We start from the raw sequence: 15,825 nt of genomic DNA, 5'->3' as shown, positions 1-15,825 counted from the left end.
ACACACCGAAAAGACTATGACGTGATCCACGTCTCGTCAAACCTCTGCCGGAGCCGTGTCCGCACACCCCCTCGCCGAGGCGGGACCACCCCGAGTCGCCCCGTTCCCGGCGTCGGCGTCGGGGACCCCGGACGGGTGCCCAGCACCGGGGGGCCGCGTGCCTGCACCCCGCGTCGGGGACCGGGGGCGCCGGTCTCCGCGTCGGGCGAGGCGGCGCGGTTCTCAGTGACTGTGGCCGTCGCGTCCGAGCGAGGTCACCGGCGCCGCGCCGTGCCGCGTCCACTGGGGAACCGGGCGAGATGTCGGGCCCCATGTGGCCCGTCCCGCGTCGTCGGTGCGCCAGTACCATCCGACCGGCGACCCGCGTCCGCCGACGGGCGATCCCGCGTCGGGGACCTCAGGCCAGTCCTCGGGCACGTCCTCCCACCCCTCGCGCCGACCCAAGGGAGTCATGTCGAGGAGACCGAGGAACCCGGTCACCGGTTCGACACCCCGTCCGGTCGTCGAATACGTGAGGAACACCCGGTCGCCTCGGCGAACGAAGCTGAGCAGGGACCCCATGTCCCCACCGAGCGGTTCGTCGAGACCGCGGACGGAGAACCACGGCTGCTCGTATCCCATGAAGTGGACGTACGGGCGGACCTCGGACCACGCCCCGGAGGTGAGGACGGCGAAGGAGACGCCGCGGGCGTTGAGGTAGACGGAGTCCTGGAGGCTCCATGCCACGGCGGTGCAGCCTTCGCACTGACCCTGGTGGGGTGCGCCGTCGTACCACATGTGCTTGTAGACGATGAGTTCGTCGCGGCCGTCGAAGAGCTCGCGGAAGGCGACGGCGCCGTCCTCGCCATGGACCTCGGCGTCACCGTCGATCTCGACCATCGGCAGGGTGCGACGGGCGGCGGCGATGGCGTCCGCCTCGGCGGTGTGGGCCTTCTCCCGGTCGAGCAGCCGGGCCCGGGCGTCGCGCCACGTGTCGGCGTCGACGACCTCGGGCAGGCCGGGAATCGTCTCGTCTGACTCTCTGGGGATGAACGTCATGAGCTCCGACTCCTTCGTCAGCCGCGGGCAGCCGACTGCCAGCGGTGCGCTGTGTGCGAGCGAGCGGCCCACGCCCCTGGTGGAGGTCCCCAGCCGGAGTTCTCCGGGTGGAGCTCTCCCGCCGGAGATCGTGTGACGCCCGACACTGACGACATTATCGGCCCTGGCGAGCCGACTCAAGACCCACAGGCGACCTTGGCGTCCGGACCAGGCCGGTTGGGAGGATGGGCTGGCGGCCACGGTGACGGTCGGGCGGGCACAGCTGGGCCGCCTCGGCGGGGGGGGGGTGGGGGCCGCCTCGGAGCGGGTGGGTGAGTTGCCTCGCCGGGGATGGCCGGGCCGCATCGGCGGACACGGCTGGGCCGCCTCGGCGGGGGGCGGCGGGCCACCTCGGCGGACCGATGACGCCACCCGACCGATCGACCTCACCCCGCCTCGGCGAGCGGACTGCACCCTTGACCAGGGACATCGGTCCGGGCAAAGATGACACCAGAGGCCGTGCCCACCGCGGCTCCCCTACCAGTGGCAGCGTCGCCACGGATCGGAACGACGATGGACAACCTTGCCGTGGCCGCGCTCCTCGCGCTCACCCCGATCCTGCTCGCAGGCGTCCTCCTCATCGGCTTCCGCTGGCCGGCGAAGTACGCGATGCCGATCGGACTCATCGCTGCAGCCCTCGTCGCGAACTTCGCGTGGCAGATCGAATGGGTGACGATCGCCGCCTCCGTCGTCCAGGGCCTGCTCGTGGCGATCGGGCTGCTGTGGATCGTCTTCGGCGCGCTCCTCCTGCTCGCGACGATCACCCGGTCCGGGGCGATCGAGACGATCCGCGCAGGATTCGTCTCGATCTCCCCCGACCGGCGGGTCCAGGTCATCATCGTCGCATGGCTCTTCGGCTCCTTCATCGAAGGCGCCGCGGGCTTCGGCACTCCGGCGGCCGTCGTCGCTCCGCTCATGCTCGCCCTCGGGTTCCCCGCGATCGCCGCTGTGCTCGCCGGGCTCATCATCCAGTCGACGCCGGTGAGCTTCGGTGCCGTGGGCACGCCGATGGTCGTCGGCATCGGCACCGGCCTCGCGCAGGAGGACGGGAGCATGTCGCCTGACGTCGCCGCCCGCGCCGCCCAGCTCGGACTCGACCAGTCGCAGTTCGTCGCCCACACCGCCGTCCAGGTCGCGCTCATCCACGCGGTGTGCGGCATCCTCATCCCGCTGCTGCTCGCATGCCTGATGACCGGGTTCTTCGGGGAGCGGCGCCGCTTCGCCGACGGGCTCGCCGTCGCACCGTTCGCGATCTACTCGGCTCTGGCGATGATCGTGCCCTACCTCCTCGTCGCGAGGTTCCTCGGCCCTGAGTTCCCCTCCCTGCTCGGCGGCCTCATCGGGCTGGCCATCGTCGTCACCACCTCCCGGATGGGCTTCCTCATGCCGAAGCAGACCTGGGACTTCGCGCCCCGGTCGATGTGGCCGGCCTTCTGGATGGGCACCGTCGACCCCGCCGACGAGGCCGCCCACCTGCAGAAGAAGATGTCACTGGCCCGAGCCTGGGCGCCCTACCTCATCGTCGTCGCCCTCCTCCTCATCACCCGCAACGTGCCCCCGATCAAGGAGTTCCTCAACGGGCCGGCCGTGATCAAGATCGAGGGGATCTTCGGCACCCCCATCAACCAGAACATGGATCTGCTCTGGTCGCCCGGCGCGATCTTCGTCCTCGCGTGCGGACTGACCTACCTCATCCACCGAATGACGAAGGAGCAGATCGGGTCGTCGTGGCGGATCGCCGGTGGCCAGATCGCCGGGGCCGCCGTCGCCCTGCTGTGCTCCCTGCCGCTCGTGCGCGTGTTCATCAACTCCGGGTCGGACTACAACAACGCGGGCCTCGATTCGATGCCGGTCACCCTCGCCGAGGCGGCCGCCTCCACCGTCGGCGACGCCTGGCCCTTGCTCGCCCCCTTCATCGGGGCGCTCGGCGCATTCGTGGCGGGATCGAACACGGTCTCGAACATCATGTTCTCCCAGTTCCAGTTCTCCACCGGCGTCGCGATCGGTGCGGCCTCGCCGGAGACGGTGGTGGCCGCACAGGCCGTCGGCGGGGCGGCGGGAAACATGGTCGCCGTCCACAACGTCGTGGCCGCCTCGGCGACGGTCGGTCTCATCGGGCGCGAGGGCGAGCTCATCCGGCGCACGTCGATCCCCATGCTCGTCTACGCGCTCACTGCCGGGGCTCTCGCATTCATTGGCATCAACGGCCTGGGCGCGAATGCGGGCACGGTGGTGCTCAGCGCGGTCGTCGTCGGCCTCATCGTCCTCGTCGTCCTCGCGCGGAAGTCGGCAGGAAAGCCGCTCGTCGCGAACGCCTGACGTGGTGGGCACTGGGCGCGAGCGGGCGCTCAGCCTGACGCCGGCGGGCGCCGGCACCTCTCTCACCCCGCGACTTGAGGACCCGCAGTGTCGATTCGGGTGTCCAGAATCGACACTGGGCGTCCTCGACTCCGGGCAATCCGCCCGCCATGCCGCCGCACACACGGCAAAAGCGCGGTGAACCGACACTAACGCGGTGAAATCACCACGCGCGTGTCGGCTCACCGCGCTCAAGCAGCACCCAGCGGTCGCCGACAAGCGACCGGCCGCGGGCGACCGCGCAGATCCTCAGACGATGACGACCATGGGGACGATCATCGGCTTGCGCCGCAGCTTCGAGGACACCCAGCGCCCGACCGTGCGGCGCACGACCTGCTGGAGCTGGTACTGGTCCGTCGTACCCGACTCGAGGGCCTCCTCGACGGCCTTGGTCACCTTGGGGATGATCGAGTCGAAGACGGAGTCGTTCTCGGCGACGCCGCGGGCATGGATCTCAGGGCCGGCGATGAGCGTCTTCGTCTGCGAGTTCACGGCGAGGAAGATCGTCACGAAGCCCTCACCGGCGAGCACGAGACGGTCCTTGAGGTCCGCCTCGGTGATCTCACCGACGGACGAACCGTCGACGAAGACGTAGTTGCAGTCGACGGCACCGACCACCTCGGCGTGGCCGTCCTTGAGGTCGACGACCCAACCGTCGTCAGCGAGGACGATGTTGTCGGGGTCGACCCCGGTCGCCTCGGCGTGGCGGGCGTTGGCGAGCAGGTGTCGCCACTCGCCGTGGACGGGCATGACGCCGCGGGGCTTGACGATGTTGTAGCAGTAGAGGAGCTCGCCGCCGGACGCGTGACCGGAGACGTGGACCTTCGCATCGGCCTTCGAGATCACCTTCGCGCCGAGCTTCATGAGGCCGTTGATGACCTTGAACACGGAGTTCTCGTTGCCGGGGATGAGCGAGGAGGCGAGGATGACGGTGTCGCCGTCGCCGACCTCGATGCGGTGGTTGCGGTTGGCCATGCGGGAGAGCGCTGCCATCGGCTCGCCCTGGGACCCGGTGCACATGAGCACGACCTGGTCGTCGGGCAGGTCGTCGACGTCCTTGATGTCGATGAGCACGCCCTTGGGCACGTCGAGGTAGCCGAGGTCGGCGGCGATCTTCATGTTGCGCACCATCGACCGGCCGACGAGGGCGACCTTGCGTCCGTGCGCGCTCGCGGCGTTGAGCACCTGCTGCACGCGGTGGACGTGCGAGGAGAACGAGGCGACGATGATGCGGCGCTCGGCGTGGCCGAAGAGGTTCTCGAGCACCGGGCCGATGTCCTTCTCGAGCGCGGTGAAGCCGGGGACCTCGGCGTTCGTCGAGTCCGTCATGAACAGGTCGACGCCCTCCTCGCCGAGGCGGGCGAAGGCGCGCAGGTCCGTGATCCGGCCGTCGAGCGGGAGCTGGTCCATCTTGAAGTCACCGGTGTGGAGGATGTTGCCGGCACCGGTGCGGATGAAGACGGCGAGCGCGTCGGGGATCGAGTGGTTGACGGCGACGAACTCGAGGTCGAAGGGCCCGAGCTGGTCGGTGTCACCGGCCGCGACGACGCGGGTGATCGGCTTGATCCGGTGCTCCTTGAGCTTCGCCTCGATGAGCGCGATCGTCAGCTTCGAGCCGAGGATCGGGATGTCGGGCTTGCGCTTGAGGAGGTAGGGCACGGCTCCGATGTGGTCCTCGTGGCCGTGGGTGAGGACGAGGCCGACGATGTCGTCGAGGCGGTCGTCGAGGTAGGAGAAGTCGGGGAGGATGAGGTCGACGCCGGGCTGCTCCTCCTCGGGGAAGAGGACGCCGGCGTCGACGATGAGGATCTTGCCGTGGTATTCGAACACGGTCATGTTGCGCCCGACCTCGCCGAGGCCGCCGAGGGCGACGATGCGGACCGCTTCCGGGTCCATCTTCGGCGGTGGACCGAGCTCTTGGGTCAATGCGTTATTCACTGAGGTAACCACTCCTGGTCAGTTGGGCGGTGACGAACGCCGTCTGCTCCTCATCTGCTGGGAGCAGCGGCATCCGGGTACCGCGGTTGGTCAGTATTCCCTGGGCCTGCAATGCGGCCTTCGCCGAGATCACTCCCGGCATGTGGTTCATGAGGGCGTCGACGACGCCGGCGGTCTCGTAGCTCAGCCGCCTCGCTGTGTCGAGGTCGTTGTCGTAGACGGCCTGGACCATCGCCGCGAAGCGGTCGGAGCACACGTGTCCGGCGACGGAGACGAGTCCGAGGGCGCCGATGGCCAGTAGCGGAAGGTTGAGGGCGTCCTCCCCCGAGTAGTAGACGAGGGACGATTCGGCCATCACCGTCTGCGAGGCGAAGAGGTCGCCCTTGGCGTCCTTGACCGCGAGGATGTTCGGGTGGTCGGCGAGTCCGAGGAGCGTCTCCGTCGTGATCGGCACCCCGGAGCGACCGGGGATGTCGTAGAGCATGACGGGCAGGTCCGTGGAGTCCGCCGCCGCCCGCATGTGCGCGGCGATCGCCGGCTGCGTCGGCTTCGAGTAGTAAGGGGTGACGACGAGGAGGCCGTCCGCGCCGGCGGCTGCCGAGCGCTCACTGAGGTCAACCGTGTGCGCGGTGACATTGTTCCCGGTGCCGGCGATGAGCTTCGCGCGGGTGCCCACGGCACCGCGGACGACGCGGAGGAGTTCGATCTTCTCGTCGTCGGTCGTCGTCGGGGACTCCCCCGTGGTGCCGGAGACGACGAGCATGTCGTTGCCGAGGTTCACGAGGTGGTCGGCGACCTTCTCCACGCCCGCCCAGTCGATGGTCCCGTCGTCGTTGAACGGAGTCACCATTGCCGTGCCGACGGTGCCGAACGCTTCGATCGCGGCGGTCGCCGCACTGTCCCCGAGAATCGCCATGGAACCAGGATACCGCCGCCGCCCTCACCTGCGGGGAACCGGTCCAGGCGCGCCGAGGTGGTCGGCTGAGACGCAGATCACATAGGCTGTGCTCACGCCCCGTGACGACTGCACCGAAGGAGAGTTCGATGAGCCGCACACGCATCCGCGATTTCCACGACGACGACCTCGACGGGATCGTCCGCCTCTGGGAGGCGGCGCAGGCCTCCCCCGCCGCCCCCGTCTATTCGCTGCCCGAGGTCATCGCGTCGTGCCAGAACGACCATGCCGTCGTCGCCGTCCGCGGTGAGGAGATCGTCGGTGCCGCCGTCGGCCGGGCCGCGCACGCCCAGGGGTGGATCGTCTTCTTCCATGTCCTCGCCGAGGTGGCCGATGAGTCCGGACAGGGTGAGCACGCCGAGGCGGGGCTGCTTGACGCCCTCGAACGCCATTTCATGCCGCTGGGGCTGGGGAAGCTCTCGATCCTCGTGCCTGAGGAGTCCCCGGCGTTCGCGGGGCTCGAGTCCAACGGCTTCCAGGTCCGCTCGCAGCTGCGCTATCTCGAACGGCAGATGCCGGTGCAGCGGCGCGAGCTCGATCTGCTCCGCAGCGTCGGCGGCCGCATCCTCCCCCGCCATCTGTGGGATGCGGTGAGCGGAATGCAGGAGGAGAAGGACATGCTCGAGGATCGTCTCGTCGTGCCCCTGTCCGAACCCGACCTCGCCGATCACTTCGGTGTCGTCCCACCACGGGCGGTCATGCTCTTCGGTCCTCCCGGCACCGGGAAGACGACGTTTGCGAAGGCGGTGGCCTCCCGTCTCGACTGGCCGTTCGTCGAGCTCTTCCCCTCCCGCCTGTCCGGGGAGCCCGGTGGGGTGGCCGCGGGTCTGCGGACCTCGTTCGAGCAGATCGGCGAGCTCGAGCATGCGGTCGTCTTCATCGACGAGGTCGAGGAGATCGCCTCGAAGCGCGGCGGCGAACCGCCGTCGCCGACCCAGGGGGTGACGAACGAGCTCCTCAAACAGGTCGCGGAGTTCCGGGACCGGGAGGGCCGGCTGCTCATCTGTGCGACGAACTTCGTCCGGGCCCTCGACGCCGCATTCCTCCGGCATGGCCGCTTCGACTACGTCATCCCCATCGGCCTGCCCGACGAGACCGCCCGGCACGCCATCTGGTCCCGCTACATCCCCGACCACGTCATCGGCGACATCGACGTCGACGCACTCGTCGATGCCAGCAGCGGGCTCACCCCGGCCGACATCGAGTACGCGGCCAGACGGGCCTCGCAGGAGGCCTTGGCCGCCTCGCTCGGCAAGGACCGGGTGCCCATCGACGCCCGCACGGACGTGCTCACGACGGAGAACTACCTCGACGCGCTGCGGGCGACCAGGGCGACCGTGTCCGAGGAGACGGCCCGGGAGTTCCGCGACGACGTCCAGACCATCGCCAGGCTCTGACAGCGGGGCTCGGCCAGTGCCGGACTGAGGCCCGGGGCGAGCCGCGTCAGTGCAGCGCTGATGCCAGGGTGAGCCGCGTCACCGGTGAGCCGCCGCTGCGGCGTCGACGCCGAGGAGCGACGCGGCCGTCGCTTCGAGCGACGTGCTCATCCGGTCGGGTCGCAAGTCGGTCCGTCCCGCCGCGACGGCGAGATCGAAACCGTCGATCTGCGCGATGAGGGTGTCGACGATGAGGTCGATGCCGATGCGCGGGGTGAAGGAGCCCTCGGCGATTCCCCCTGCGATGAGATCACGGAGGTGGGTCCGCCACCCGGCGAACACCTCGGCGACGGAATCCTTGAGAACGGGACTGCGGCGGGATGCGGCGACGAGTTCGACCCAGACGATCGCCCGCTGCTCGTGGGACCCGACGGTCGGGACGGCGGCGAAGGTCGACCGGAGCCGCTGCCATGCGGTCCCCGATCCGCCGGAGAGGTCCGCGATCGCCGCGATGACGGCTCGGCTGTGGGCGGAGAACGCCTCGACGAGGAGGTCGTCGCGGGAGGCGAAGTAGTACTGGACCGTGCCGACGGAGACTCCGGCACCGGCGGCGACGTCCTTCATCCGCACGTTCTCGGGTCCGCGCCGGACGATCTCGTCGATCGTCGCCTCGAGGATCGCCGAGCGTCTCGCGGCAACCTCGGCGGGGTCGAGCTGAGGTCGCGGGCTCACGCTCCGACCGCCTCGGCGAGGGAGGTTGGGGCGAGGTCGTGGGCGGCGACGAGCCCTTCGTAGACGGCCTCCTCGACGGTGCGCGGGGCCAGGGCATCGCCGATGACCGTGACGTCCGCTCCCCGGAAGTCGAGGTCCGGGGTGGACGAACGGGGTGCGGCGGAGACGATGGTCGCCGTCACCCCCGCGACCTCGTGGACGATCTCGCACAGCGTCGACTGGAGGTAGCCCGTGTCCTCGTCGATGCCGACCAGGCGCGCGTCGGCCAGGAACTCGACCCCGGCCCGCATCGCCTGCGCGACGAGCAAGGTGCGCGTGTACTGCTGGATCGCTGCTCCCGCGAAGTTCGCGGCGGTGGCGAGCGTGACGGGCCGGCCCGCCTCGGCGAGGCGCAGCGCGATTCCCAACCCTATCCAGTCGCCCTTCCAGTCGGCGACGAGGATCCGCCCGGTCGGCAGGGTCGGCTCCTTGGTGAGGTAGGTGCGGGCCCCGAGGACGAGGGCGTCGTCGGCGATCTCGAGAGCGGGCATCCGCTCGACGGCGCCGGTGGCGACGATGACATGATCGGGGGCGAGATCGTCGAGGACGTCCTGGGTCACCGGCGTCGACGTGCGCAGCTCGGCTCCGGCGCGGGCCGCCTCGGCGGTCAGGTTCGTCGCGGCCCCACCGAACTCCGCCCGGTACGGCAGGGTCTGGGCGAGCAGGACGGCCCCGCCGAGGTGGGGCTTCGCTTCGCAGACGACGACGTCGTGTCCTGCTTCGGCGGCGACGGCGGCTGCCTTGAGACCGCCCGGTCCTCCGCCGATGACGAGGACGCGCTCGGCCCGGCGCACGCGCGGGCGGGGCAGGAAGGTGAGCTCGCGGCCGGTCTCAGGGTGCTGGATGCACGAGATGGGCACGCCCATCTGGAAGTGCCCGATGCAGGCCTGGTTGCAGCCGATGCACGCGCGGATCTCGTCGACGGCGTCGCGCGCGGACTTCTCTGCGATGTCCGGGTCGCAGATCATCGCCCGGGTCATGATCGCCATATCGGTGCGGCCTTCGGCGATCGCCGCTTCGGCCTCGTGCGGCTGGTTGATCCGGCCGGCGACCATGACCGGTCGGTCGGTGACCTTCTTCACCTGCGCGGACAGGGTCGTCGCGTATCCCGGGTCGATCTGCATCGAGGGGACGATGTGGACGGCACCCTGGAGGGTCGAGGAGTCCCCGGCGGTCACGGAGTAGTAGTCGAGACAGTCGAGTGCATCGAGGTGGCCGATGAGGTCGAGGATCTCGTCGGCGACGAGGCCGTCCTCGGTCTTCTCCTCCCCGGAGATCCGCAGGCCGACGACGACATCGTCGCCGACTGCGGCGCGGACGCCTTCGACGACCTCGGTGAGGAAGCGGCGTCGGTTCTCCGGGGTTCCGCCGTAGTCGTCGGTGCGGGTGTTGATTCGGGGATTGAAGAACTGGATGGGCAGGTAGCCGTGGCTGGCAACGATCTCGACGCCGTCGATGCCGCTCGAGGCGATCCGCGCCGCGGAGTCCGCGTACCCGGCGATGATGTCCTTGACCGTGGCGGTGCTCAGGGCTTCGGGGACGACTCTGAACCGCTCCTCCGGGACGTCGCTCGGAGCGACGGCACGGGGTGCCATGCCCTGGTCGCCGTCCATGACCTCGCGGCCGGGGTGGAAGAGCTGGGCGAAGATCGTCGCGCCGTGGCGGTGGACGGCCTCGGCGACGGCGCGATAGCCGGGGATCGCGGAGTCATCGGTGGCCATGAGGACGTGGTTGGTGTAGCGGGCGGTCTCGTGGACGCCGGAGACCTGGAGGACGATGAGTCCGCAGCCTCCCTGTGCCCGGGCCTCGTGGTAGGCGACGAGGTCGGGGCCGATCTGCCCATGGTCGGCGAGGACCGTGTCATGACCGGATGAGACGATGCGGTTTCGGATGGTCCGAGGACCCAGGGTGATCGGCTCGAAGAGGTGCGGAAAGAGGTGAGACATGGATCGTCCTTGATGCATGCGGGTGCTGACCCGTAATTCATATCACGGTATGGATAACCGCGGAAGAGGTGTCTCGTCTCTGTGTGCCGCGCGGCCAGGGCGGGCTCGCCGCGCGGTCAGGGCGGGCTCGCCGCACGGTCAGGGTCTGCTTCGGGAAACGGTCAGAGCTGGCTGCCGGGTACGGCGAACGCGTCGCAGCTGCCGAGGCCCTCGTTGTAGCCGCTGGTGAACCAGCGCTGACGCTGCTCGCTCGTGCCGTGCGTGAAGCTTTCGGGGTTGACGAAGCCCGACTGCTGTTGGATGTAGTCGTCGCCGACGACGAATGCCGCGTTGAGGGCGTCGTCGAGCTGCTTCTGCGTCGGCGGCTCGAGGTACGGAGTGCCGTTGTCGTCGGTGAGCGTGGTGACGTCGCCGAGCCACGCTCCGGCGTAGCAGTCGGCCTGAAGCTCCGTGCGCACACCGTTGCTCTCCGGTCCGGTGCCGTTGTTCGGGTACTTCTCCATCGTGCCGGTGATGTTCTGGATGTGGTGGCCCCACTCGTGCCCGACGATGTAGAGCTGCGCGAGGTCGTCGGCGGAGGCGCCGAACTGCTGGCGCATGACGTCGAAGAACGACGGGTCGATGTAGACCCCGCGCTCGGGTGGGCAGTAGAAGGGGCCGACCGCGTTCGAGGCTGTGCCGCACTGGGTGGGTGTCTGACCGTCGACGATCGTCAGGCGCGGCGGGGTGTACCCTTCGACATTCTGCGCCCAGTAGTCGTCGAGGACGACCTGTGCGCCGGCCATCCGGCAGTCGGTCGAGCGGTTGGCGTCCTCGCCGGTGTCGCACTGGAGCATCGCCGCTTCGTTCGAGGTTCCCTGCTGCTCGCCGCTGTCGAGCATCGTGCTGCCCATGAGCCCTGTGAGGTCGACGCCGAGGAGGGGACCGATGAGGAAGACGAGGAGGCCGACCACACCGACACCGCCTCCGGCGATCGCCGTATTCCGGCCGCGGCGGCTCGTCCGGTTGGTGCTGATGTCAGCGTTCGGGTTGAAGGTCATGGCAATAAGATACCCAACGTGCCCTGATATCTGGGCAACCATGTGAGAATCGTTCCATGAGCACTCAACCGGCGACCACCTCGGCGGGGATCCTCGCCCGCCTGAGCCCCCACGGTCGCCTCGTCGGCCTCGATGCCGCCCGCGGACTCGCGCTGCTGACGATGATGATCACGCACATCTTCCCCCTCACCGATGAGGCGATGCCGACGTGGGCGACGGTCTTCTCCGGTCGGGCCTCGGCGCTCTTCGCGGTGCTCGCGGGGTGTTCGCTGGTGCTCTCGACGCGGAGCACGCTGGCTGCGACCGGGCGTCTGCGCGACGTCGCGCCGGGTGTGCTCGTCCGAGCGGCCTCGATCATCGTCATCGGCCTGTTCCTCGGTGCGATCACGACGAACCTCGCCGTCATCCTCGTCAACTACGGGGTGATGTTCGGCATCGCCCTCCTCTTCCTCCGCCTGCGGGCCTGGGCGCTGTTCACGCTCGCCGGCGTATGGATGGTGGTCAGCCCGATCGTCTCGATGTGGCTGCGAAGCAGCTTCGGCCTGGAGCCCTCATACCTGCCGATGTCGTGGACCGACCTCGGATCCCTGGAGAACGCGGCACTCGAACTCGTCCTCACCGGGTACTATCCGATCCTCCAATGGATGGCGTACATCCTCCTCGGCATGGCGGTGGCGAAGATCGACATCGGCAAGCACCTCACTGCGCTGTTCGTCGCAGGAGTCGCGCTCTTCCTCATCGGCCGCGGAGCGTCGTGGCTGCTCCTCAACGTCGCCGGCGGCCTGCAGGAGCTCGAAGCCGTCGCCGCGGCCAGCGGCGCCGACCTGACAGCGGCGCTGTACGTCAACAGCTACGGCGTCACCCCGCCGGACTCATGGTGGTGGCTGGCGATCGCGGGACCGCATTCGGCCACGCCCTTCGACCTCATCTCCACCGCCGGCACTTCGCTTGCGGCGATCGCCGTCTGCCAGGCCGCCGCGATTCTGCTGGGTAGGCGGTCATGGCTCCTCGCTCCCCTCAGCGCACCGGGGTCGATGCCGCTGACGGTCTACGCCGCTCACGTCATCCTCGTCGAGATCACGCACCCGTACTTCCAGCCCGCGCCGATGGTCGAGTCGGGCGACCCCGTCAAGCTGACGACGGAGTACGCCATCCATGCGGTGAGCTTCATCGTCTTCGCGATCGTGTGGAAGCTCTTCGTCAGCCCGCGCGGACCGCTCGAAGGGGTGATCGCCTCGCTCGTCAAAGCGGTCAGTCCGAAACGACCGGAGCGAGAGGAGTCCCGCGAGGGGTCCGGCGGAGTCTGAGCCGCGAGGCCTGAGCCCTCGGAAACCTCCGTGCAGACGTCAGTCCCGACGCGCAGGCTTCAGGCCCGGCCAGTCCGCTCCATCGTGATCGCCTTGCGCATCGTCGACCGGGCTCGCCTGCGGTCGCCGCTCGCGTCGTAGGCACACGAGAGACGGAACCATGAGCGCCAGTCCTCGGGTGCGGCCTCGGCCTCCGACTGGTACTGGGCGAAGGCTTCGTCGGCGGCCTCCTGGACGATCCGGCCGCCCGGCGTGCGGGGCAGGTCGTCGACGGGCAGGCCGCCCTCGGCTTCGAGGATCCGAGCAAGCTTCTCCATGCGCGCACCGAAGAGGAGCTCCATGATGAGCGCCCAGGCACCGACGACGGGCAGGACGAAGAGCGACACCCCCATGAGCTTGGGGACGAGGTCGGGTTCGCGGATGAGGATCCACGCCCGCTGACCCATGATGACGAAGTAGAACGCCAGGAGGACGGAGACGACGATCGCTCCGATCTTCGCCTTCGACATCAGAGGTCGAGCATGTTCTCGAGGCCGTGGATGAGCCCGGTGCGGTCCCCGATCGCGCGGACCGCGGTGATGATGCCCGGCATGAACGCCGAGGTGGAGAACGAGTCCGTGCGGATCGTCAGGGCCTCCCCTGCCGCACCGAAGTGGATCTCCTCGGAGGCGGTCATGCCGAGCTGGCGGATGGCGTGGACGTGGATGCCGTCGATGACCGCTCCGCGCGCACCGTCAGGATCGGAGTCGGTGGCGTCGGGAACGGCTGGCAGGTCGGCGGCCTTCCTGGCAGCGGCGATCCGCTGGGCGGTGTGCACGGCCGTGCCGGAGGGGGCGTCGAGCTTGCGGGGATGGTGGATCTCGACGACCTCGGCGGAATCGAAGTAGGGGGCGGCCACCTCGGCGAAGCGCATCGCCAGCACCGCGCCGATCGAGAAGTTCGGGGCGATGAGCACGGCGGTGTCAGGGTGGTCGGCGAGGAGGTCGCGGAGGCGGTCGAGCCGGTCCGCGTCCCAACCGGTGGTGCCGACGACGGTGTCGATGTCGTGCTCGACGAGGAAGCGGACGTTGTCCTCGGTCGCCTTGGGCACGGTGAGCTCGACGGCGACGTCGACATCGAGGTCGGTGAGCGTTTCGAGCGAGTCGGAGCTGCCGAGCGCGGCGACGAGGTCGAGCCCGTCGGCGTCCTTGACTGCCTCGACGGCCTGCGCACCCATGCGCCCGTGTGCTCCGATGACGGCGACCTTCATGTGCGCTCACTCCCTCTGAGAACCTGCTGTGTCCGGACGCATTCGTCCGCAGGACAGTCTAGCGACTCGGGTTCGGTGCCGTTGTCAGCGATCGAGCCGCGCTCAGCCACCTTCCGGGCACTCGGCAACCTCACGCTGGGTTGCTGAGCGCCCCGGAGGGTTGCTCGGATGGCGGGGTCGACACGAGCAGCACACTCAGCAACCGCGACGTTGCGTCACTGCCGAACCGGGAGGCGGCGACCCGGTGACCGCGGATCGCCGGAGAGGCGGGCGCACACCTCAGTGTCGAAGCGGACGCCGTCATAGAGCAGCTTCTCGCGTTCCCGGCCTTCGACGAGGAACCCGGCAGCCCGTGCGACAGCGGCCGACGCGGGATTGTTCACCCGGTAGCCGAGTTCGAGGCGGTAGACGTCGAGCTCGTCATGGGCGACATCGACGAGGGTGCGCAACGCCGACGATGCAAGCCCGCGACCGCGCGCCGAGGCGGTGAGCCAGTACGAGATCCACGCCGTCGAATGCCGCTGTTCGATGCATGAGGCCATGACATTGCCGAAAAGGTCGCCGTCGGCTTCGACGATTGCGAGCGCCCACCCGGTACCGTCGGCTTTCGCAGCGAGCACGCGGTCGAGCCATTCGCGGGCCCCGGAGATTCCGCGGTCGTCGGGGATATTCGATCGCAGCTCAGCGTCGGCGTTCGCGTAGATGTCGACGAGCGCCTCGGCGTCGTCCGTCGACCACGATCTCACGTGCACGGTCATGGTCTCACCCTAGCGGTGTCGACTCCAGCCACCCTCCGGGCACTCGGCAACCTCACGCTGGGTTGTTGAACGCCCCGGAGGGTTGCTCGAATGTGTGCGGGCAGACCGCGATGGTGCCGCTGGTGCTCCGCAGACACGACGACGGCTCGGACTCCGCCATGGAGTCCGAGCCGTCGCGCGAGCGTGATCGCCACCCACCTCATACCCGGTCGGGGCGAGCGCTCAGATCAGAAGGGCCTCAGCCGAGGAGCAGACCCTTGGTCTGGTTGACCGCGCGGTCGAAGCGGGCACCGGCGTCCTCCCAGTTGACGATGTTCCACCAGGCCTTGACGTAGTCCGGCTTGACGTTCTGGTAGTCGAGGTAGAACGCGTGCTCCCACATGTCGAGCTGGAGGATCGGGGTTCCGCCCTGCTGGATGTCCGACTGCTGGTCGTGGAGCTGTTCGACGAAGAGGTTGCCGCCGAGCTGATCGTAGACGAGCACGGCCCAACCCGAGCCCTGGATCGTCGTCGCAGCGGTCGTGAAGACCTCGCGGAACTTGTCGAACGAGCCGAACTGGTCGTCGATCGCGGCAGCGAGCTCGCCGACGGGCTTGTCGCCGCCGTCCGGGGACATGTTCTGCCAGAAGATCGAGTGGTTGACGTGACCGCCGAGGTTGAACGAGAGGTCACGGATGAGCTTGGGCAGGTTCGCGAGGTTGCCGGATTCGCGCGCCTCGGCGATCTGCTCGACCGCGGTGTTCGCGCCCTTGACGTAGGTCGCGTGGTGCTTGTCGTGATGCAGCTCCATGATGCGAGCCGAGATGTGCGGCTCGAGAGCGGAGTAGTCGTAGGGCAGTTCCGGAAGCGTGTACTGCTCAGCCATGTGATTCCTCCTGAAGAGAATTGATGCCCGCCTGGTCCGGCGGCTTCATTTTCGACCCTATATCAGGGCCTCATCTCGAACAACACACCCATCGACCGCGCTATTCCGGTTCTCACGAGAAATGATCGTCGCGCGTCGAGTCGTCGCTCGACGCCTTCTGCCCCGCTCGTGCGCGGGCACAACCC

The 15,825-nt window shown here is 68.8% G+C and carries 13 protein-coding genes; 3 read left to right on the top strand and 10 right to left on the bottom strand.

Annotated features, from left to right (window positions below):
- Nucleotides 1-222 precede the first annotated feature (222 nt).
- Complete coding sequence (locus tag EZE58_RS00795) at nt 223-1,038, bottom strand: DUF899 family protein (protein ID WP_009378495.1); 816 nt, start codon at nt 1,036-1,038, stop codon at nt 223-225.
- A gap of 552 nt (nt 1,039-1,590) precedes the next feature.
- Between EZE58_RS00795 and EZE58_RS00790 the strand changes: the two genes are divergently transcribed.
- Nucleotides 1,591-3,396 carry an L-lactate permease gene (locus tag EZE58_RS00790; RefSeq protein ID WP_144588288.1) on the top strand — a complete coding sequence of 602 codons (1,806 nt, stop codon included), beginning with the start codon at nt 1,591-1,593 and terminating at the stop codon, nt 3,394-3,396.
- Nucleotides 3,397-3,684: 288 nt separating this feature from the next.
- Here EZE58_RS00790 and EZE58_RS00785 read toward each other — a convergent pair whose 3' ends face one another.
- Entirely contained in the window at nt 3,685-5,331 is a 1,647-nt protein-coding gene (locus EZE58_RS00785) for a ribonuclease J (RefSeq protein WP_009378488.1), read from the bottom strand.
- Between the two features lie 34 nt (nt 5,332-5,365).
- Nucleotides 5,366-6,289 carry a 4-hydroxy-tetrahydrodipicolinate synthase gene (gene dapA / locus EZE58_RS00780; RefSeq protein ID WP_009378486.1) on the bottom strand — a complete coding sequence of 308 codons (924 nt, stop codon included), beginning with the start codon at nt 6,287-6,289 and terminating at the stop codon, nt 5,366-5,368.
- A 128-nt stretch (nt 6,290-6,417) separates the two neighbouring features.
- Between dapA and EZE58_RS00775 the strand changes: the two genes are divergently transcribed.
- Nucleotides 6,418-7,725, top strand: coding sequence for an AAA family ATPase (locus tag EZE58_RS00775; RefSeq protein WP_063249006.1), 1,308 nt, complete (start codon nt 6,418-6,420; stop codon nt 7,723-7,725).
- Between the two features lie 78 nt (nt 7,726-7,803).
- On the opposite strand, the gene EZE58_RS00770 is transcribed toward EZE58_RS00775, so the two are convergent.
- The 3 genes from EZE58_RS00770 to EZE58_RS00760 form a co-directional block, all read right to left on the bottom strand.
- Nucleotides 7,804-8,436, bottom strand: coding sequence for a TetR family transcriptional regulator C-terminal domain-containing protein (locus EZE58_RS00770; protein WP_009378480.1), 633 nt, complete (start codon nt 8,434-8,436; stop codon nt 7,804-7,806).
- Entirely contained in the window at nt 8,433-10,421 is a 1,989-nt protein-coding gene (locus tag EZE58_RS00765; RefSeq protein WP_167559586.1) for an NADH:flavin oxidoreductase, read from the bottom strand. The genes EZE58_RS00770 and EZE58_RS00765 overlap by 4 nt, the downstream gene beginning before the upstream one ends.
- Nucleotides 10,422-10,582: 161 nt before the next feature.
- Nucleotides 10,583-11,461 (bottom strand): neutral zinc metallopeptidase, encoded by an 879-nt coding sequence (locus EZE58_RS00760; protein WP_063249008.1) that lies wholly within the window; start codon nt 11,459-11,461, stop codon nt 10,583-10,585.
- A 56-nt stretch (nt 11,462-11,517) separates the two neighbouring features.
- Here EZE58_RS00760 and EZE58_RS00755 point away from each other — a divergent pair, with 56 nt between their 5' ends.
- A complete protein-coding gene (locus EZE58_RS00755; RefSeq protein WP_063249009.1) occupies nt 11,518-12,768 on the top strand; it encodes a heparan-alpha-glucosaminide N-acetyltransferase domain-containing protein in 1,251 nt (416 codons plus the stop codon).
- Nucleotides 12,769-12,827: 59 nt separating this feature from the next.
- Here EZE58_RS00755 and EZE58_RS00750 read toward each other — a convergent pair whose 3' ends face one another.
- From EZE58_RS00750 to EZE58_RS00735, 4 genes are all read right to left on the bottom strand, one after another.
- Nucleotides 12,828-13,277: a hypothetical protein gene (locus tag EZE58_RS00750; RefSeq protein WP_167559584.1), complete on the bottom strand. Its 450-nt coding sequence runs from the start codon at nt 13,275-13,277 to the stop codon at nt 12,828-12,830.
- Nucleotides 13,277-14,017 (bottom strand): 4-hydroxy-tetrahydrodipicolinate reductase, encoded by a 741-nt coding sequence (gene dapB / locus EZE58_RS00745; protein WP_167559582.1) that lies wholly within the window; start codon nt 14,015-14,017, stop codon nt 13,277-13,279. The genes EZE58_RS00750 and dapB overlap by 1 nt, the downstream gene beginning before the upstream one ends.
- Before the next feature lie 215 nt (nt 14,018-14,232).
- Nucleotides 14,233-14,775, bottom strand: coding sequence for a GNAT family N-acetyltransferase (locus EZE58_RS00740; RefSeq protein ID WP_009378468.1), 543 nt, complete (start codon nt 14,773-14,775; stop codon nt 14,233-14,235).
- A 238-nt stretch (nt 14,776-15,013) separates the two neighbouring features.
- Nucleotides 15,014-15,640: a superoxide dismutase gene (locus tag EZE58_RS00735; protein ID WP_009378466.1), complete on the bottom strand. Its 627-nt coding sequence runs from the start codon at nt 15,638-15,640 to the stop codon at nt 15,014-15,016.
- Nucleotides 15,641-15,825 lie beyond the last annotated feature (185 nt).

The organism is Brevibacterium sp. LS14 (assembly GCF_012027885.1).
Taxonomy (GTDB): Bacteria; Actinomycetota; Actinomycetes; order Actinomycetales; family Brevibacteriaceae; genus Brevibacterium; species Brevibacterium casei.
This window is presented reverse-complemented; position numbering and strand designations above follow the sequence as displayed.